General features: G+C 41.5%; 15 protein-coding genes. 10 read left to right on the top strand and 5 right to left on the bottom strand.

The window, feature by feature from the left end:
* Window position 1: 1 nt before the first annotated feature.
* Entirely contained in the window at window positions 2-841 is an 840-nt protein-coding gene (locus tag RMY27_RS07945; protein ID WP_289799449.1) for a Pvc16 family protein, read from the bottom strand.
* 762 nt (window positions 842-1603) lie between these two features.
* On the opposite strand from RMY27_RS07945, the gene RMY27_RS07950 reads away from it, so the two are divergent.
* From RMY27_RS07950 to RMY27_RS07965, 4 genes are read left to right on the top strand one after another with little or no spacing between them, the layout of a single operon-like run.
* A complete protein-coding gene (locus RMY27_RS07950; protein WP_322662001.1) occupies window positions 1604-2725 on the top strand; it encodes a HAMP domain-containing sensor histidine kinase in 1122 nt (373 codons plus the stop codon).
* A 36-nt stretch (window positions 2726-2761) separates the two neighbouring features.
* The gene (locus RMY27_RS07955; protein WP_322662002.1) at window positions 2762-3442 is read left to right on the top strand and encodes a response regulator transcription factor; all 681 of its coding nucleotides are present in this window, start codon (window positions 2762-2764) and stop codon (window positions 3440-3442) included.
* 43 nt (window positions 3443-3485) lie between these two features.
* Window positions 3486-5624, top strand: a complete 2139-nt coding sequence (locus RMY27_RS07960; protein WP_322662003.1) for a substrate-binding domain-containing protein — start codon at window positions 3486-3488, stop codon at window positions 5622-5624.
* A complete protein-coding gene (locus RMY27_RS07965; protein ID WP_322662004.1) occupies window positions 5602-6243 on the top strand; it encodes an FHA domain-containing protein in 642 nt (213 codons plus the stop codon). The genes RMY27_RS07960 and RMY27_RS07965 overlap by 23 nt, the downstream gene beginning before the upstream one ends.
* A 399-nt stretch (window positions 6244-6642) precedes the next feature.
* On the opposite strand, the gene RMY27_RS07970 is transcribed toward RMY27_RS07965, so the two are convergent.
* Window positions 6643-8991, bottom strand: a complete 2349-nt coding sequence (locus tag RMY27_RS07970; RefSeq protein ID WP_322662006.1) for a GNAT family N-acetyltransferase — start codon at window positions 8989-8991, stop codon at window positions 6643-6645.
* A 689-nt stretch (window positions 8992-9680) separates the two neighbouring features.
* Here RMY27_RS07970 and RMY27_RS07975 point away from each other — a divergent pair.
* A complete protein-coding gene (locus RMY27_RS07975) occupies window positions 9681-10775 on the top strand; it encodes an anthranilate phosphoribosyltransferase family protein (RefSeq protein WP_322662007.1) in 1095 nt (364 codons plus the stop codon).
* On the opposite strand, the gene RMY27_RS07980 is transcribed toward RMY27_RS07975, so the two are convergent.
* On the bottom strand, window positions 10747-12171 hold the full coding sequence (locus RMY27_RS07980; protein WP_322662009.1) for an LCP family protein: 1425 nt from the start codon (window positions 12169-12171) through the stop codon (window positions 10747-10749). The two genes, RMY27_RS07975 and RMY27_RS07980, sit on opposite strands and share 29 nt — an antisense overlap.
* A gap of 286 nt (window positions 12172-12457) precedes the next feature.
* The gene (locus RMY27_RS07985; RefSeq protein WP_322662030.1) at window positions 12458-12799 is read right to left on the bottom strand and encodes a hypothetical protein; all 342 of its coding nucleotides are present in this window, start codon (window positions 12797-12799) and stop codon (window positions 12458-12460) included.
* Between the two features lie 262 nt (window positions 12800-13061).
* Between RMY27_RS07985 and RMY27_RS07990 the strand changes: the two genes are divergently transcribed.
* The 4 genes from RMY27_RS07990 (at window position 13062) to RMY27_RS08005 (ending at window position 16673) form a co-directional block, all read left to right on the top strand.
* Complete coding sequence (locus tag RMY27_RS07990) at window positions 13062-14228, top strand: AI-2E family transporter (RefSeq protein WP_322662011.1); 1167 nt, start codon at window positions 13062-13064, stop codon at window positions 14226-14228.
* A gap of 703 nt (window positions 14229-14931) precedes the next feature.
* On the top strand, window positions 14932-15420 hold the full coding sequence (locus RMY27_RS07995; RefSeq protein WP_322662013.1) for a GNAT family N-acetyltransferase: 489 nt from the start codon (window positions 14932-14934) through the stop codon (window positions 15418-15420).
* A 33-nt stretch (window positions 15421-15453) separates the two neighbouring features.
* Entirely contained in the window at window positions 15454-16131 is a 678-nt protein-coding gene (locus RMY27_RS08000; RefSeq protein ID WP_322662016.1) for a ComF family protein, read from the top strand.
* 86 nt (window positions 16132-16217) lie between these two features.
* Window positions 16218-16673: a PPC domain-containing protein gene (locus RMY27_RS08005; RefSeq protein WP_322662017.1), complete on the top strand. Its 456-nt coding sequence runs from the start codon at window positions 16218-16220 to the stop codon at window positions 16671-16673.
* Window positions 16674-16775: 102 nt separating this feature from the next.
* Here RMY27_RS08005 and cobS read toward each other — a convergent pair whose 3' ends face one another.
* Window positions 16776-17555 carry an adenosylcobinamide-GDP ribazoletransferase gene (cobS, locus tag RMY27_RS08010; RefSeq protein ID WP_322662020.1) on the bottom strand — a complete coding sequence of 260 codons (780 nt, stop codon included), beginning with the start codon at window positions 17553-17555 and terminating at the stop codon, window positions 16776-16778.
* Window positions 17556-17932: 377 nt separating this feature from the next.
* Here cobS and RMY27_RS08015 point away from each other — a divergent pair, with 377 nt between their 5' ends.
* Complete coding sequence (locus RMY27_RS08015; RefSeq protein WP_322662022.1) at window positions 17933-18385, top strand: hypothetical protein; 453 nt, start codon at window positions 17933-17935, stop codon at window positions 18383-18385.
* Window positions 18386-18730: the final 345 nt, after the last annotated feature.

The following is an 18730-nucleotide window of genomic DNA, read 5'->3' on the forward strand; positions in this document are numbered from 1 at the left end:
ATTATTCAGGAGTTAGAAATATTTCTTTGAAAGTATTACTTTGGTTATCTACCAATGCATTGACGTTTTGGGGTAAATAGCCCGGATGATTCAGAGTCAAAACATAATTACCTAAATGAAGGTCTTCAAAAAAGAACAGCCCTTCTTTAGTGGTTAATATGGATTTTTCAGTTCCCCTCACAGCCACTTCTGTCGCTACCAGCGGCAAATTTGTCACCGCACTTTTGACAATACCTGCGATCGCAACTCGTCTGGTTAATACTAAACTGTCACTATCGCGAGACAATTGATTTCGCAAATTGAAAATTCGCTCCCAAACCAAAGGCACTGGAGTCGGTTGTGGCTCGAAGGGTATTGTAACTGTCAAATATAAGGCTGAACGCAATGGCACACTGAGAGCGCTCCATAAAGAGCCAATCTCAATTGGCGGCTCTAGGGCAACTGTCATGTTTAAATTACCATAGCCCCGTAATTCAGGAACCAAAAACTCCTCTTCCAAGGTGCGATGGCGCAACAGCACAGTCAATGCCTCACTAATAAAGTGATGCTCACCTAAAGCTGTTCTATCCCAGGCTGTTAATAGCAGCGAAACATCAAACCAAGCTGGTGCCCAATTTACAGTGGCAGGTTGTAGAGCGCGTGTTAGCTTGCGTTCTACTTGCCTGCCAGAATGTTGTACCTGCTTACTCTCACGTATATCAAAAATATATAAATTGAGAGTCGGGCCTGCTCCCTCTTCCCTACGATTACCAGGATGGCTAAAGTCAATTTGCTCTGTACTGGTAAGTGAGGTTCCTCCAGCTAGAATTTCGGCTAAAGTTTGAAGAACGAAGATAAGCATGAAGATGTTCTGCTGGTAGCTAATCCAGATGCCTCTACAGTATATGTATCGGGCTTCTAAAGTTAATTAGACTTTTGTCGATATTTTTTAAATCGGGTATTGGGTCAAGAATCCGTAAAGCAGCAACTTCAGTTTGTAGATTAATCTGGAGCAGTTCTTAATTGGACGCACTATATTTTTTTCTTGTGGGGTGGGTTGAAAAGCATTGGTGTCAAGTTAGCCCAAATGTCAAAGGTATATTCATCGAATTCGGGCAGCCGTTTATTGAATTCGGGGTGTCGTTTATTGAATTCGGGCAGCCGTTTATTGAATTCGGGGTGTCGTTTATTGAATTCGGGGTGTCGTTTATTGAATTCAGGCAGCCGATTATTATTTTTGTTCAATTTTAATTTGAGGAGGATAAAACCTAAACACAAAAAGACTTTTCATCCAGTCCCTAGCTATACTAGTTGACCCCAGTGATTTCATCTTAACTTGACACTAATGGCTGAAAAGCCGACCCAAGTAGTCCATTAAACTAACGAAAGCTTGGGTACGTAGTCAGCATTTCAGTGCTTAACATCAGGACTAAAGTCCTTACTACAAACTTGTTTACACAGCAAAGTTAGCTTAATACGCGTGTGAATACAAACCTTAATAATTATTTGTATGAATTATCTCAAAAGAGAACTTAACAAAAAAATAAACATTGCTGAGACTGCATAATTTTATACTGGTCAGCAGAAGAGTAAAAACATTTGGTTGCAAAAAGCGAGTGAAGCTATGACACTAGGCTTTTCTGTACAAAAACTAGACAATGGCTCTAATTATTTGAGTTCCTCAGACATCCAAAGCTTTTGTCGACTGGAGTCTGAGCAGTTAACTAGTAAGTATCCAATTTTTTTCGCTCGCATTGTCTATCATGATTCATTATTGAGAGCTAATCAAGAGGTGATAAATTATGGTCAAGACCAAGTTCCTTTTTCCCCAAAAACTTTAGCTTATTTGCGATCGGAAGCATGGCTTACAGATTTTCCGCCTGTTTTGAATTTACAGGAATTTAAGCTTAAGGACTTTTCATCCATTTCTTACATTTGCCCCATATCTTATAGAAATCAAAAAACTGAATATATTCAAATCATTAGTCATGAACCTCTCTCGTCGAATTTACAACTATATGTAAAACGCTCTGCTATGCTGCTGAGTAAGTATATAGATATTTCCTTGGACTATGGCAGACAAAAAACTGAAATTAAACTCCTAGAAGATATTTTGCATCGAGTCGGTCATCAATTACGTAACTCTTTAGGACTCATAGGATTGTATGCACATAATCTCTGTTTAGGTTTAGAGGATAGCCCTTGGCAAGAGCAAGCAACAATCATCAGCGAAAGTATACAAGATTTAGATACTAATTTAAATGAACTAATTGATTGCGGTCAAAGTACAAAATTAAGGGTAACACATCAAGATTTAAGAAGTTTACTGGGTGAAAGTATCACCAATTTGCAACCTCTAATTAGTCAGAAAAAACTTAAAATATTGATTCCCGATACATCGACAATACTGAAGATAGACAAATTACAAATGAAACAAGTTTTTGATAATATCCTCAGTAATGCCGCTCATTTTAGTCCTAATTCAGGAACTATTACCTGTAGCTGGCAAATTTTCCAAGATGAAGTTTTAATTAAAATCTCCGATCAAGGGCCAGGATTGTCTCAAGAAGACTTACAAAAAATATTTACCCCATTTTATTCTCGACGCAAAGGAGGCACAGGACTGGGTTTAACTATTGCTAAAAAAATCATTTTGGATCATCAAGGAAGCATTTGGGCACAAGTTTTATCAGAAAGTGGGGCACAATTCTCAATGATTTTACCTCGTTCAAGGAGCGTAAATTAATTTATAATTCGTAATTCGTAATTCGTAATTAAAGATATGGCTAATGATAATAATAAACTTTCGGTTTTACTCGTAGATGACGAAGAACGCTTTCGTCAAGGATTACGTACTCTCCTAAATTTTTATAGTATTAATTCTGCGTTACCTGTAGAAGTTATTGGTGATGCAGATTCTGTTGAACAGGTTTTAAAGTTTACAACTCAAAAGTGTCCAGATTTAATTTTGCTGGATATGCAATTGAAAGGATGTGATGGAATTACAGTTCTGGCACGTCTTAAAGAAGCTGCTTACAGTGGCAAAGTTTTAGTATTGTCGGCTCATCAAGAAGACGACTGGATTTTTAGAGCTATGCAGGGAGGAGCCGCAGGCTATGTGTTTAAAAATCGTGTGGCAACCCAATTATGTGAAGCTATTGACACTGTAACCAGGTCAGAAATTTATCTACCTTCAGAAGTTGCTAGTCGATTTTTCCGGTTTTTTCAAGCTTACTCAGATTCTTGTGTAAAAGCATGTCATGAGGTGCATTTAACGGAAAGAGAGCAAGAGGTTTTATACTGGTTAACTCAAGGTGCTTCTAATGAAGAAATTGCTAAACATTTGTATGTAACAGTTGCTACTGTTAAGGCGCATCTCACCAGTATTTTTGAAAAATTGAAGGTTACTAGCCGGACTCAAGCAATTGTGACTGCCCTCAAGCTAGGATTAGTTCATGCTTGAGCGCGACTGAAGTAGTCGGCGCAATTCACGAAACTTTTTGGATATGGCTTCATTTGAATCTTTTTATCAAGAATACCCCTGCTCGTACAATTCTCCCTTAAGTTGCGATCGCCCCTTTCAAACGGCGCAGCAAATCAAGGGTGCTAAGTTTTGCTTGGAATGTGGTTTTCCAGCAACTTTACCACAGGAGGCTGAGATTAAAGGAAGTCAGGGAACTTATCAAATAACTAGTTTTGTTGGCGTGCGCGGTTTAGGCCGTTTATACTCAGGTGTTCAACTTAAAGATAAACAACCTGTAATCATCAAAGAATATTTGCTCCCCAATCGTTCTTTTAATGAAAGTGAGACTAAAAAGCGGAAAGAGACTTTTAAACGTGTAGGTGGGGTAAGTTTAGCCGATAGTCGAATTCAAAATTTCCGTCTGGTGGAAACTAAAGAAGCGATCGCAGATGAAAAAGGAGAACGCTGCTATTTAATTACTCAAGGCATAGAGTCATCCCAAACTTTAGGTAAGTATCTCATAGAAAAGGGAGCAATGACATCTCTTGAGGTGCGTGAAGTCTTAAATCAAGGTTTACAAACTCTCCAGTTTCTCCACACTCAAAAGCTGCGTTTTCCCTCCAATCAAATACAACTGGGTATCACTCACGGCAATATCAATTTAGATAGTACTTTGATTAAAGTAGAAAATAATCAAAAATTTTCTATATACTTTTGTGATTTAGCTATCTGGGAAAACTTATTTATTCCCCCGATTATTCCTCAACCTGCTCCCTCCAGACCTGAGCAAGATTTAGAATCATTAGGATTGTTAGCCTTTTATTTATGGGTAGGTCGGACAACTAATTTTTCATCTAACCAGCCTCTCAATCCTAGAGATAATCAACAATGGCCGGATACCGATAGCTATTTAAAGCAGTTTATTTATCGCTTAATTCGGCTAGAAACCCCTTTTGAGAGTGCAGAAGCGGCTCGTAAAGCACTACTAGAACTTCCTCAAGAAGATCGTGCTAAAAGTTCAAGTTCAGTGCGTTCGCCAGGTTCTCAAGAAATAAAAAAGCCTTTGCCAACGCCCTTACTTTTGCTATTAATCCTATTTTTATTACTACTTGGTGGGGGAATTTGGTATTGGCTTTGGGGTAGGAAAACAGATAACCCTAATCAATATATCCAATGGTCTAAACTTGTGCGAAATTTTTCAGAAGTCCCTAACGTTCCTTCTGGACAATTTACTTATACAGGAGAAAAAGATAGTACATGGAGTTTTGTTTTAACGCAATTAGTAGACAACAGTCGTTTAGGAGATTTATTGACCAAACCAAAGCCAGATGCAACAGCAACATTTGACTATAAATCTGTTTTGTCATCAAATATAAATAATCCGATTAAAAGTATCGAAGAAGTTCAAACAAACAAAAAAGATTTTGCAATTACTAGTTTGGTAGACAACATTACAGATAAACTTGTCAAAAAAGAAGTAGCTTATGATGGTTTAGTTGTTTTTGTCGCATTTAATAAAAGAGACTCAAATCTTGCCAATGCTCTTGGGGGGAAAATCAATCTTGAGCAATTGCGTCAAATTTACACAGGTAAAATTACTAATTGGCAGCAGATTAATCCCAAACTTCCAAATCTGCCTGTGAAACCTTTTGCCCCAACTGAACCAGAAGCAATCAGTAAATTTCAACAAATAGTTCTGCAAAATGCTCCTCAAGACGAAGCTTTATTTGCAGCGAAAGTTACTAAACTTGATACAACAAAAACCCAAAACCTAATACGCAGTGAAACTTTAGATGGGCGAACTACTGGTATTATCAGTTTTGGGATTATCAGTAAAACTTTGAGTCAGTGTACTGGCTATCCTCTAGCGATCGCAGATGGTAAAAAGCCTGCTATTCAACCTCTGTTTCAAAAGCGCGATCGTCGCTCAATTAATCCCTCAGATGATTTGTGTCAACATGATGATTATTATGTTGATGTCACAACTTTCCAAAGCTACGCCTTGGGATACCGTATTTTTGTAGTGTACCCTAAAGACAGCAACCGCCTACATGGTGGTTCTACATTTGCCCAGATGCTAACTACTCGTCAGGGTCAATGTTTACTTAGTAAAGTAGGTCTCGTAGCTTTACAACCTATGCCTGATGATATAAATTCTTATGCCTGCAAATCGGTGCCCTAATCCTAGTTGCGAATATTTTAACCGCGCCTTGCCTAACAATGCTAAGGTTTGTCCTTGGTGTTCCACCCCTGTGGGTAATGTAGTTTCCGCTACACCACAACCACCAAGTCAACCTCCGCCTATTCAACAACAGCCTAGTCAACCACCTGTTCAGTATCAGCGGCCGCCTACAGACCAACCTAACTACCAAGCTCCCCAACAAGCTCCCATTGATTATTCAACAGTCTATCAGCCACGAGTTTCCTATCAACCAACGCCACCTGTTTATACCCCTCCGCCTCAAAGAGCGCCAGCCTTAAAGCTGATTCATAGCACCGGCAGAGAATTTCACCTCGTTGGGGAAGGAGGTTATATTGGTCGCCGCAGTCAGAGTCCAGGAATAGCGCCGCCAGAGATTGACTTGACCGGCATTCCCAGTGAGGGAATAGTCTCTCGTCGTCATGCGCGAGTCGATTGGGACTGGTCACAAAATTCCTACATGATTGTTGATATGAGTACAAATGGTATTTATTTAAACAATAATCCTTTGACTCCCGGTATGCAGTATCGCCTACTTAACGGTGATTTACTGCGATTTGGTCAGGATAACCTAGTTAATTTTACTGTATATATTGTGTAGTAAAAAGCTAATTTGGTAATCAGCATTCTCTGTTTTGGAAAGAGACGCGATGAACCGCCGTCTCTACAATAATCAGTCGTTTTGTAGAGACGGCGATTTATCGCGTCTTTGTGATCATCTATCTGGGAGCGAGAAAAATATTAAGCTAATGTAAGTTCGACTGTTGATATAGCAAAGTGCTGAGTGCTGAGTGCTGAGTGCTGAGTAAGAACCCGGTCGTTTCAAGCCTTTGAGCAATCAACACTGTCCTAACCTATGTGACTACGGCTATAAAGCTTGAAAATTTGACAAATATAGGTTTGAAGAATTAACGAACTTGAAAGAGTCCTGAGTTTATTAAGAATCAAGTTAATAAAGTGCTACACATCTTACAGCGATTTTCAATCGGGCACTTGCCTTCTATTGTTTTGCAACACTGACCTTAATTTTAATACCGTCCTCTTCTTGCAGTGCTTGGCGTAGACGATCGCGAACCTCTGTCAAATCTGGTTTTAGTCCGATCGCTCGCTCATAGTATTTGATTGCAGCTTTGATATCTCCTGATTGGTGATGAACCTTGCCCAAATCGTAATTGAGTGCAGCATAGCGATCTCGATCTGCTGCGGATAGCTTGCCTTGTGCATAGAAGACAGTTGCGATTCCTACTTCGGCTTCAAGGTAGTTGGGTCGCAGGGTTTGGGCACTTTGGTAATGTGCGATCGCATCGTCCATGTCTCCTTCTTCTTCTAGGACAAATCCTAGATGATAGTGAACTTCTGGTTGATTTGGATTGAGGACGATAGATTGCCGATAGTATTCCGTTGCAGTTTCTAAATCATCTGCCTGTTTGCAGTTGTTGCCTAATTTATAATTGAGGGCAGCAGAATGTGCTTGTTTTTCTAAGGGCAGTTTTCCCTGAGCATAAAGAGCATTCGCTAAACTCACTTCGGCTTGAAGGTAGTCGGGTTTCAGGGCTTGGGCGTTTTGGTAATGTGCGATCGCCTCGTCCAAGTTTCCTAGTTTTTGGAATGCGATGCCGAGGTGATAGTGAGCTTCTGCGAAAGTGGGCTGCATTGTGATGGATTGGCGATAGTATTCGATCGCAACCTTGAAATCACCTACCTGTTTTCGTTTGTTACCCAATTCGTAGTTGAGGGTGGCGTAATGCAGCTGCTTTTCTGGGGGTAATGTTCCTTGCGCGTAGCGAGCATTTGCCAAAATTACTTCTGCTTCGATGGAATTGGGCTGGAGTTCTTGGCATTTTTGGTAATGGGCGATCGCAGCTTCCCATTGATTCTGTTGTTGCAACGTATAGCCAAGATTATGATGGATTGCTAATGAAAGCATTGAGGATTCGGGGGGGAATACTAAAGCTTGCTGATATGCTGCTTGTGCTTCTGGTAATTGATTTTGAGCTTGATGCAAATTGCCTAAACTAAACCAGGCTTTCACATATTGAGGTTGCACCTGAAGGACATTTCTGAACAACTCTTCAGCCATTGAGTAATTTCCTTCCTGGTGCATCAAGACTCCTAACCGATAGAGTGCGTCTGGGTGTTGAGGTTGCACGTTGAGAATTTGACGATAGCCTTGCTCTGCTAAATCGAGTCGGTTGGTTTGTTGGTAATGGGTAAAACGGTGGAGTGCTTCCGGAATTGTTCTTAAATTTAGCGCTTGAATTTGGTGCGATCGCTTGGGCTGGATCAGCATGGTTTTGATCTGACGGGCTTTGGCTCCAAAGGAAAACTTGTATGCCTCGTTGCCCATCAGGAAATCATAAACTTTAAATTTATTGTCAATCGCATGTTGAATTCCATAGGCATGAAGAACCAGACCAGAAGAAAACTCTTTCACGGTGTCGTCACGACCTGCCATGAAGAAGAGAGCCGTTTTGCGATCAAAATCCATTAGGTTGGCGATCGCGCCCACTGGTTGGTTTCCTCGCCAGAGCACTGGTAAGTATAAGCTTTGGTGTTCAAAGCAATGACGCAAAAACAACCCGACGTTCTCTACGATTTTTTTGCAGTAGTCTGCGCCTTTTCTGCCTTCCCAATTGGTTTGCCAAAATCCTAAGAGGATCTCTAGATGAATATCTAAATTCTCTGCGTTGACCTGAGTCAGGTGGAACTCGTTGGAGCTTTCAACTTTTCTCAAGAGGCGTCTGATTTTCTGTCGAGTGTTGGAGCTGACGATGGTTTGCAGGTACTGTTCCCAGTCGTCTGGCAAAGCGATGTACGGAACAATGCTATTGTCAATTTGATCTACTAAATCGCTCAACCGTTCCTGTTGTGCTAATTCAAAGGCTTCTGTGGAGAACTGATCCAGGAACCGACTCATTCGACCTTGGCTCGTTTGAATATTTTCGACTTCAAAAATAGACCAAGTTTCCTGCTGTTGCTGAAGGAATTTGGCAAAGGCAGAAGTGACTGCTACTTCGTACTCTGGCAAGCAAATAAACCCAAGATGCTCTGAATCTGCAACTCCCATCATCGACAGACGACTCTGGAGCCAGCCTTCGGGATGTTCTGCGATCCCAATTTCTAGCGGAAAAAATGCCACATACTCTGAAGTTGGGGCAGTTGATTTTGCTGCTAATATAAACCACGCAGCACGGGAATGGCTGCACAATCTTTTCACCACACCAGATATCCAAGTCCAAGACAAGAAGAATTGAGCTTCAGGATCGGTTTTGTATACGGCGTCCCAATGGTTTCTGATCGCTTGAAACGTTTCAAAATTATCAACGATCTCAATTTCGATGTCTTTCATACTGACTCTCTGGCAGATGGAAGGTGAGGCAGTTGCAAAAAATCTTCTGATTCTTGAAAGCGGCCAAGTATCGCTTTCAAGAGCCAGGAAATTTGTGAACTATCAAAACCTAACGTGGAAATTTCTTTTCTTAAAGTGTAGAAAAAAACCTGGATTGCTCTGGCGACCTCGGTTACACGAATGACGTGCTAAGATTTATTGCCATCAGCCGTCTATTCTTTAACAACTAGCAGTAATTAAGCATGTAATACAATCTATCTAAAGAATTATAAAAATTTTGGTTCTTCAGTAGATAGTATGTCAAAAGGTCTACAAATAGCCTGAAAGCTTTGCTGGGCAATAATAAAAGCCGTTATTCTTAGCGTTCTGGGCTTAATAATGAAATTGATGCTAAAACTGTCGGTAAGTCCTGATTATCAATGTATTTTACGGACTTTAGACATCGTAATGTTTTCAATTTACTTGTCAATTTAATTGCGGTTTGACTGCTGAGACTTATTTGCCTTAACAACCATTTCTTGATATCTATCTCCAAGACTTACCTGCTCTACATCCTGCTATTTTTAGTTAGTCGAACTCACATTTATTTATTAAATCCAAAATAAAAAATTCGGTCATGAGTCATCTTCGGTTATCCCGAAAGACAAAGGACAATAGACAAATGACGGTGGACAGAGGACAAAGGAAAAATGAGCAATGTATTTCGGGAATTTCTGCAAAAAGTAGGCAGTGGAAACCACACAGCCGAGAATTTAACTCGCGCCCAAGCAGCCATTGCTACTAAAATGATGCTGCTGGGTGAAGCGACACCAGCCCAAATTGGGGCGTTTTTGATTGCTCACCGAATCAAGCGTCCTACGGGAGAAGAGTTAGCTGGAATGTTGGATGCTTATGAAGAACTGGGGCCAAAACTGCAACCCATAGCCTCTGGGCGACCAGCGATCGCTCTTGGCATCCCTTATGATGGGAGGACACGTACAGCACCGATTAGTCCGGTAACAGCTTTATTACTCGCCGCAGTTGGACAACCAGTGGTAATGCATGGTAGCGATCGCCTAGCAACGAAGTACGGCTTACCCCTGATAGATATTTGGCAGGGTTTAGGAGTCGATTGGACTGTTTTACCCCTAGCACAAACTCAACAAGTGTTTGAGCAAACGGGAATCGGCTTTATTTATCTACCTCAGCATTTTCCCTTAACTACAAGTATTTGGGAGTACCGCGACCAACTTGGCAAACGTCCGCCGTTGGCGACAATGGAGCTAATCTGGTGTCCTTATACTGGTGATGCCCACGTAATTGCTGGGTTTGTCCATCCACCGACAGAAGGGATGTTTCAGATAGCTCTAGGACTGCGGGGAGTGACAAAATTTACATTAGTCAAAGGGTTGGAAGGTAGTTGCGACTTACCGCGCGATCGCACTGCAATCATCAGCTTATCTTCATCCGTAGCACCCCAAGAGGTAGAACGATTGCACCTCGTACCGCGCGATTACGGTTTTACTACCAAGAACGTACCCCTTGGAACTACTGAAGAACTGGTGGCGGATATTCAAGAGGTTTTGGCAGGTAAACCAAGTGAATTGATGCAAACAGCCTTATGGAATGGCGGATTTTATCTATGGCGGAGTGGTATTTGTTCAGATATGGCAGAGGGTTTAGCTAAAGCAGAAGAATTATTAACCAATGGTGTAGTAGCAACTAAACTCCAAGAACTGAGCCAAGTAGTAAATTCAGTATCAGCAAATATACCTTTTAGGGTGTCAACGACTTCTCCAAAATAGATTTTTGTTCCAACCAATCTTTACCTACCTGGATACTGATATCTGAGCCAAGGTTACCAGTGCTTTCCACGCGCACTTCTCCAAATCCCAAAGTGCCGCGAATTGACTCGGCACTGTCACCATCTCCTTGTTGGGCGACAATGTGAGTTACATCTAAGGGTTCACCCCATGCTTTGGCCAGATAGATGTTGCGATATCCAGATTTTTCCAAAGCTCTAATTAACGGTTGCAGGTTAGAGCGATCGCCACCTGTACTATCTTGAATTGCTACACGCAAAGAGCGGGGGTTAGTTGTAGTTGCCAGCTGTTCCTGTTCTGACTCCAAACCAAAGTGTTGAGCCATTAGTTTTGCAATCCCATCTTTGTTGGGCAACCAATAGCTAGCGTCATACTCATTCTTCTCGCTAAAGCGACCTGGCAGCATTAACATTTGCATATTAGAGCGATTTGTCCGTACTCCAAAACCCATTAGCGCCACTAACTCTTCAACAGTCAAGTTAGTATCAATATGGTCTTTCACGACATCAAGAACTTTAGGTAATTGAGCAACAGTTGCTGGGTTGAGTGTTTGCTCCATCAAAGCACGCATGACCATTTGCTGGCGCTGAATCCGACCAATATCACCGAGTTCGTCATGGCGAAAACGCAGCAATTGCAATGTTTGGTCGCCATTGAGATGCTGCTTACCAGCCTTCAAATTGATGTACAAATGCTGAGAATCATCTTGATATTTCATATCTTTAGGAACGTAAACAGTTACGCCACCCAAAGCATCAATCAGTTTGGCAACTCCCAAAACGTTAATTCGGACATAGCGATCGATTCCCGCCCCACCCAAGAGATTACTAACAGTTCTGGCAGTCAAAGCTGGCCCACCTTCAAGGTTGGCGGAGTTAATTTTTTTCACTCCATACCCCTCTATTTCCGTGCGGGTATCTCTAGGTATGGAGAGCATATTTATTTTTTTCGTCTCTGGATCAAATTTGACCAAGAGCATCACATCGGAAAGACCATCAAAAGAGTTTACTTGGGGTAGGTATTTGAGGTTTTTGGTTTCTTCAGGAGGGTTTTGGATATCTGGGGGAAGTACGCTCATTCCCATCACCAAAAGATTCACTGGACGAGTTAATTCTGAAAATCGCAGCACACCTCCAGAAATGCGATCGCTATCAAAGGCCGCCTCATCCTTGGGAGTTAGCTGCGCTTGTTGCAAAGGCGTACTCGTCAAAGACACTGCTAAAAGCGCCCCCGCTGTTGCAGATACCATCGCAATACCACCCATACCTACCCAAAACCACAGCCAACGTCCTGATATCGAGTTTTGGGGAATTTTTTTATTGGACTTTGAGGCTTTTCCCGACTGGTTTTCTTCCGCCGAACTTCTTTGAATGGTCACAGACTTCCTCACACTTACTCACTAATCAAATTCAGTAATTTTGCAGACTAAAAACATCCAAACAAATCAACCCATAATAGCTAACTCTTAATTATCGGTGCTAACTTTTTTAATGTAGTGTCAACCACAACACTTATAGCAGCATTTATTCTTTTTTTGGGACAACCTGGAGATGTTTTACTGAAGTATGGCAATAATAAACTGGATTTGACTAGATATATAGAGAAATCAGCCAGAAATTTTCCAAAATTCAGTAAAAACACCGACAATTTCTCACCTTAAAAAATTAAGATAAATACTTGCCAAGCACTCGTTCAGCTAAATTACTAAACCCTGGTAAACGACCAGATTTGCCCTGCATTAGGCGCAAAATCAACCAAATACTTACTAAAAAGTAACCTGATGTGAGAAAGCTATTGAGGATAAATAGACGTAGCGAAAAAAAATCTGAAGTTGCTGCCCCGGTAGCTAATAATAGATAACTCAACAACCAAGTAAGTGCCAAAGTAATAGACAGACGACTAATAGCAAGTTGTTCCCGACTACCCTGGCCCCGATAGAGCGTCCACAAGGATGGAAAAAAGCCGACGATCGGAACTAAATGTAAAAGCAACTGTGTTTTGGGCATTGGGGATGGTGGGGTCCCCTCTGGGGATAAGGGGTAAGGGGCATTATTATTCTCCCCCTGCTCCCCTGCTTCTCTACTCCCCTGCTTCCCTGCTTCCCACTCCCCACTCCCCATTTCCCACTCCCCATTCTCTTTTGGTTCAAAATTCTTCATTGGGGTTAGTCTAACTCCTAAACTAGAAGGATGAATAAGACTTGTATAGTTAGAGATAATAAGCTGTAAAGAAAAATTTCATTTAGTTCTATTCCGCAATCAGCTCAAAATGCAGACACGTAAGCTACTCGACTGGTGGCAAACATTCACTCCAATAGCGCGAATCGGGGCGATCGCGCTATTCGCTCCGCTGCTAGTTATCAATGGTTGGGCAATTTCGGTATTTTTCAATTATTTCCATTCTCTCATAGTCATTTTAGTCGGAGCCTCAGTGCTAGCATTTCTGCTCAACTACCCCGTGAGCTGGATGGAGCATCATGGTGCTAAGAGAGAGCAAGTTGCTATTTTAGTATTTCTCTTGGCTTTATCGATTTTATTGGCATTGGGTGTGACACTTTTTCCCCTGGCTCTTACCCAAGCTCAACAGCTGGTGGCGCGTTTGCCAGAGTTAATCGACTCTGGACGCTCTCAGTTAATGATATTAAACGAAAAAGCTGAGACTTTTGGCTTACCGATTAACCTCGATGCTCTAGTGGTGCAAATCAACGATCGCGTCAAAGGACAATTACAAGCGATCGCTGGACAAGTTTTAAATCTGGCTGTACTCACAGTTACTAGTCTGCTAGATATTCTCTTGACGATGGTTTTGACTTTTTATCTTTTACAGCACGGGGGTGAACTCTGGCAAAGTTTAGTCGAATGGCTACCTAATAAATTTCGTGAGCCTTTCTCTAAAACAGTCCGCTTAAGCTTTCAAAATTTCTTCATCACCCAGTTGATTTTATCTACCTGTATGGCTTCAGCCCTTATTCCTACCTTTTTGTGGCTGAAAGTGCCATTTGGATTGCTATTCGGACTAACTATTGGTCTGATGGCTCTCGTTCCCTTTGGCGGCTCTGTAGGCATTGCAATGACTACACTATTGGTGGCGTTGCAAGATTTTTCAATGGGTGTGAGAGTGTTGATCGCAGCGGTAATTGTACAGCAAATTCTCGAAAACTTAATTGCCCCGCGAATTTTAGGCAGTTTTACCGGTTTAAATCCAGTTTGGATTTTAATTTCGGTCTTAACAGGGGCAAGAATTGGCGGACTGTTGGGTGTAATTGTGGCAGTACCTACAGCCGTTGTGATTAAGACTGCTTTAAGTGCCTTGCGTCCTGGTAGCGGGACAAACGACAGCGCCATTGGGGAGATAACTGCATCCGTTCCAGGAAATGAGTCTTCGAAAGCTGACGCCAACAAAACTTTGAGCATTTCTGAAGCAACATTGCCTTAATACAAGAAGGCAGGAGCAGGAAGTGTATCAGAAGTTATTTACCCTGAACGGTAAGGGGCAAGGGAAAGGGTAAAAAGCTATTGCTATTGCTCTTATGGTGGGAGACTATTATCAACCTTTTACCCTTTACCCCTCTTATTTATGCAGACAGGCTGTCGTTCCTCAAAGGGTGACACCGATTCACTGATTTAAAACATCAATGTCGAAGACCCGAACGGGTGCGTTCTCGTTTTTTCGCAACCCCTTTCGGATAACTCTTTCAAACTCAACAACTACAGGACTTATAATCAAGAAAAAACTAGCAAGAAAGATTGCAGTTTTTACGGGTGCATCCAAAAAAATCGATGTCCCTATTGCCAAACATCTTGCAGCCGATGATGCAATCGCAATACAGGCAAATTTTGCAAAAAAAAGCAGAGTTCGAACATCTTTTGGAATTATTTTTTACATAATAAATATAATTTAAGGCCATAAACAATTTTTCAATCAGTAATAATTGGCAGAAATCTAGCTGGTTGTGTATTGATGATGTAGGTAGATGTAGAACTGATTTCTTTGTTAAAGATGACTTTTCTCAGCACTGACATAATTCACGCCTTGAGAGTACAGCCTGAAATGGACTCTGCCAAAAAAGCTATTTGCTGAGTAAATTGGGATATAGATGCGGAAAATTTTTCTGTGTAAACTTGACCAGCAAATGGTAATGAAAAACTATTATCAAGATTTTTTAATTCGTGATTGGGTGAAAAGCGATCGCACAAGAGCCGCTGAAGTCATCAGTTATGTGTTATCAGAATACGGTCTGGCTTGGGAACCCAAGGGTGCTGACCAAGACGTGCTGCGAGTAGAGGAATGTTATTTAGCTACTGGGGGAGAGTTTTGGGTAATTGAACACCAAAGTCAGTTAGTAGGTACTGGAGCATACTACCCCATACACCGAGGCGAAAAAGCTGTAGAAATCCGCAAAATGTATCTTTTGCCCAGTATCAGGGGTTTAGGATTAGGGAAATATTTGTTACAACAGCTAGAAGCAGCGATCGCAAAGCGTGGTTTTGGGCAAATTTGGATTGAAACCGCCAGCGTTTTGGTGGAAGCAGTCAAGCTGTATGAAAGCAATGGCTACAGTCCAGCAACAGGAGTAGAAACAACAAGGTGCGATCGCGTGTATGTTAAGTCATTGGTCAAAGACTAATGACTAATGACTAATGACAAAGGACAATTCTAAATGCACCCTTGGATTAAAAATCTCACAGGCTTACTCAATCTTTTTCTCCAATCCCATTGCCCTCTATGTCAACGCGCAACTTCCCAAGAATTCTGTCATAACTGCACCAGACAACTGCAAAAATGTCAACGTAAAGACCCGATTTCTCTATGGCAAGAGCCTATACCAGTGTTTGGCTGGGGGGAATATGGTGGCCCAGTGAAACGAGCGATCGCAGCGATGAAATATGAAAATCAACCGCAAATAGCTCGTCCTTTAGGTCAATGGTTAGGAGAAGCATGGTTGTTAAATTCACCAAGGCGAGATAGCCAGCCTCTAGTAGTTCCTATCCCACTTCACGCTAGCAAACAAAAACAACGTAAATACAATCAAGCCGCACTGATAGCACAAAGCTTCTGCGAAATAACTGGATTAAAATTGAGACTAAACGGTTTAGCAAGAGTGCGAGAAACTGAAGCGCAGTTTGGTTTGTCGGTATCTAAACGAGAAAAAAACTTGGACAAAGCTTTTGCTATTGGGCAAGAATTTCGCCATCGTCCTCCAAATGTCCCAGTGCTGTTGGTAGACGACATTTATACTACTGGTGCTACTGCCAGGTCTGCTGTGCAAACACTTCGTCAGTATGGAATTGTGGTCTTAGGATTAGTTGCTGTAGCCACTGCCGTCAAAGACGGATAAATTAAGAAGCAATGGGCAAGCTTTGACAGATAAATGTATAAATTGACCGAATTACCCTATTTTTGTAGAAAAATTGCTTGAAATGTATGAATAAAGTTTTGGCGGCAGGTTTAAAACAACTCATCATCATTCCTGCCACATTGCTGGCAATAGGCATTAGTACCAGTGCAGCTTTTGCTCAAAATAAATTGTATAGTCCAATTCCTTTATCTAACAGTACTGAACTTTCTGATAGCCTGTCAGAAAAAGACATTCCCACCGGTCAAGGTGGGTTTGCCCGTGATTACACAGTGAAGTTGCAGAAGGGTGATAATTTAGCAGTTGACCTGTCATCAGAAAACTTTGACAGTATCATCACACTGCTGGCACCTGATGGTTCAACTCTGGCAGAAAATGATGACGGCCCTGATGGTAGTAGCAATTCCTTACTCTTTACTCGCATCGTGGAGACAGGGAATTATGTTATTCGTGTCCGGTCTTTTGGGGAAACTGGGGTTGGGGCTTTTAAACTCAAAGTGACAAAGTTGCAAGCGATTAAATAGAGTGCTGAGTGCTGAGTGCTGAGTGCTGAGTTAGGAGTTAGGAGTTAGGAGTTAGGAGTTAAGAGTTAGGATTTTTAACTCCTCACTTTTCACTCCTCACTCCTAAATTCCTACAGCGGTCAGTACGCAGAGAAATAAGGCTTCAGTCCACTCAACAACTGCGCCGTAGGTATCTCCTGTGTGTCCACCTAGTTTGTGGTTGAACCATGCGCCAGTTAAAGTGGCGATCGCACTTCCAACAACTATGATTGTCAGTGCGAGAAATAGCTGTTGTTTATCTATTAGCCAAAGTAAACCACTCAAACTAAACAACAACAATAATCCCGGTAACAAATCTTTGTAAGAACGAATGGCTTGTTTGTGAAATGCGCCTTTACCAGTAGCTTTTAGATAAGGATATCGGGCGATCGCTAGTTGCTGTCCCCAACGTCCCCAGCCACAAGCAGCCATCAGCAATAACCAACGGTTTTCTGACATATCCGTCAAAGCTGTTATTTTCAGTAGCACCAAGGCGATCGCAGCCATTGCTCCAAAGGCTCCTGTAGCACTATCTGCCATTACCTCCAGTCGCCGATCTGGGTTGCCTACTGCTAAACCATCGGCAGTATCCATTGCCCCATCTAAGTGTAATCCTCCAGTTATAGCAATCCAAACACTTACTACCAAAGCACTACGAGTTAACACGGGCATCCCCAGATAATCCATCCCTGTATCCAGAAACCCTAAAATTCCCCCGATTATCAATCCTACAAGGCAAGCAAGATGTGCTACTCCCCTAAAGTCCAAGCCGTTTAAATACGGCAATGGAATAATTGTGTAAAATATGATACTAGCTGCCAGCTTTAACAGCAGCTTTTTCCACCACTGTTGCTGTTTCGTCATCTGAATTACATTAATTTTTGGTAAATTGCTGGATAATAGTCATAATTTCGGTACAACCGACATCAGTAGACTTTAAAACTTTAAATAAGATTTACTTCTATTAAACATTCTCGTTGAAAATTTTGTTATGCTGGTCTAAGTGGTAAATAAATAATTTTGAGTATTTTATTATACAGTTAACGAGTATCTTAGGAAGTGAAAATTCTATCAGGGAGCAAAATTTGTGTCTTGTATTCGTTAACTAAAAACTTACTCCAAATTATTAGACGATTGCCCCATAAAATTGATATTTTTTTAAATGTAGGGAGTAAATAAGCTATTCAATTATGACAGTTTAGCTATGTTGTTGCTCTCCTTAGCTCAATCGCAATTTTCCTATGAGTCACCATCTACCCGACACCAGGATACCAGCTCCGTGCATTATTAACACGGGCATCATTGTGAATAAGCTCGACATCCGGCGATTGCTGGCAGATTTAGGTCGAGTCCACTACATCTACACCCAAGAAGATAAGGTACTGAGCGAGGGTGAAGGGGATGTGATGGAAGTTTTTGCCAATCCGCAAAGGTCTACCTTAGTGGCTAACCGCGCGCTATATCTGAATGTTTGTAGTTTTGATTACTTGGAACTAAAACAGTCATCGCAACAAGAAACCTACTTCGATTTGATGCAAGAAGGATTGTGTCTGCGGTTAATTCCCCGCTCGACACCTTTACAAGAGCGACGAGAGCGAAGCTTCAATGTCAGCGCTATAGAAGCGATGATGGAACAAGTACTCTCAGCCAAGTGGGATGCAGAAATTGACGATGACTGTTCTGATTCTTTCTAAATAACAATTATTTAGAGTATATACTCGTAAAGTTGGTAACTAGGTTAGTAATGAATGCTTAAGTGTTCACTAAAACTTAATTATCAATTTTGATATTTGGCCATAATTTAGCCAAATAATATTATTTTTGCCCTAATACCATTTGGTTTTATGGCTGCTAGTGTCGCAAGGCAAAAATCAAAAAGCTTTCATTTTGGGCTTTCTGGCTGTAATGAAATGATAGGTTTATTTTTGCCGCGTTGTACTAGTTGTGACAACTCTCACCGCTAATTGCAAGCAATGTAGCGGGGGCATCTCAAATTCACATAAGAGACTTGCTGCTTCACGGGCTGGGTATCCCCTAAG

This window comes from Nostoc sp. DedQUE09, assembly GCF_034530915.1.
Classification (GTDB): Bacteria; Cyanobacteriota; Cyanobacteriia; order Cyanobacteriales; family Nostocaceae; genus Nostoc.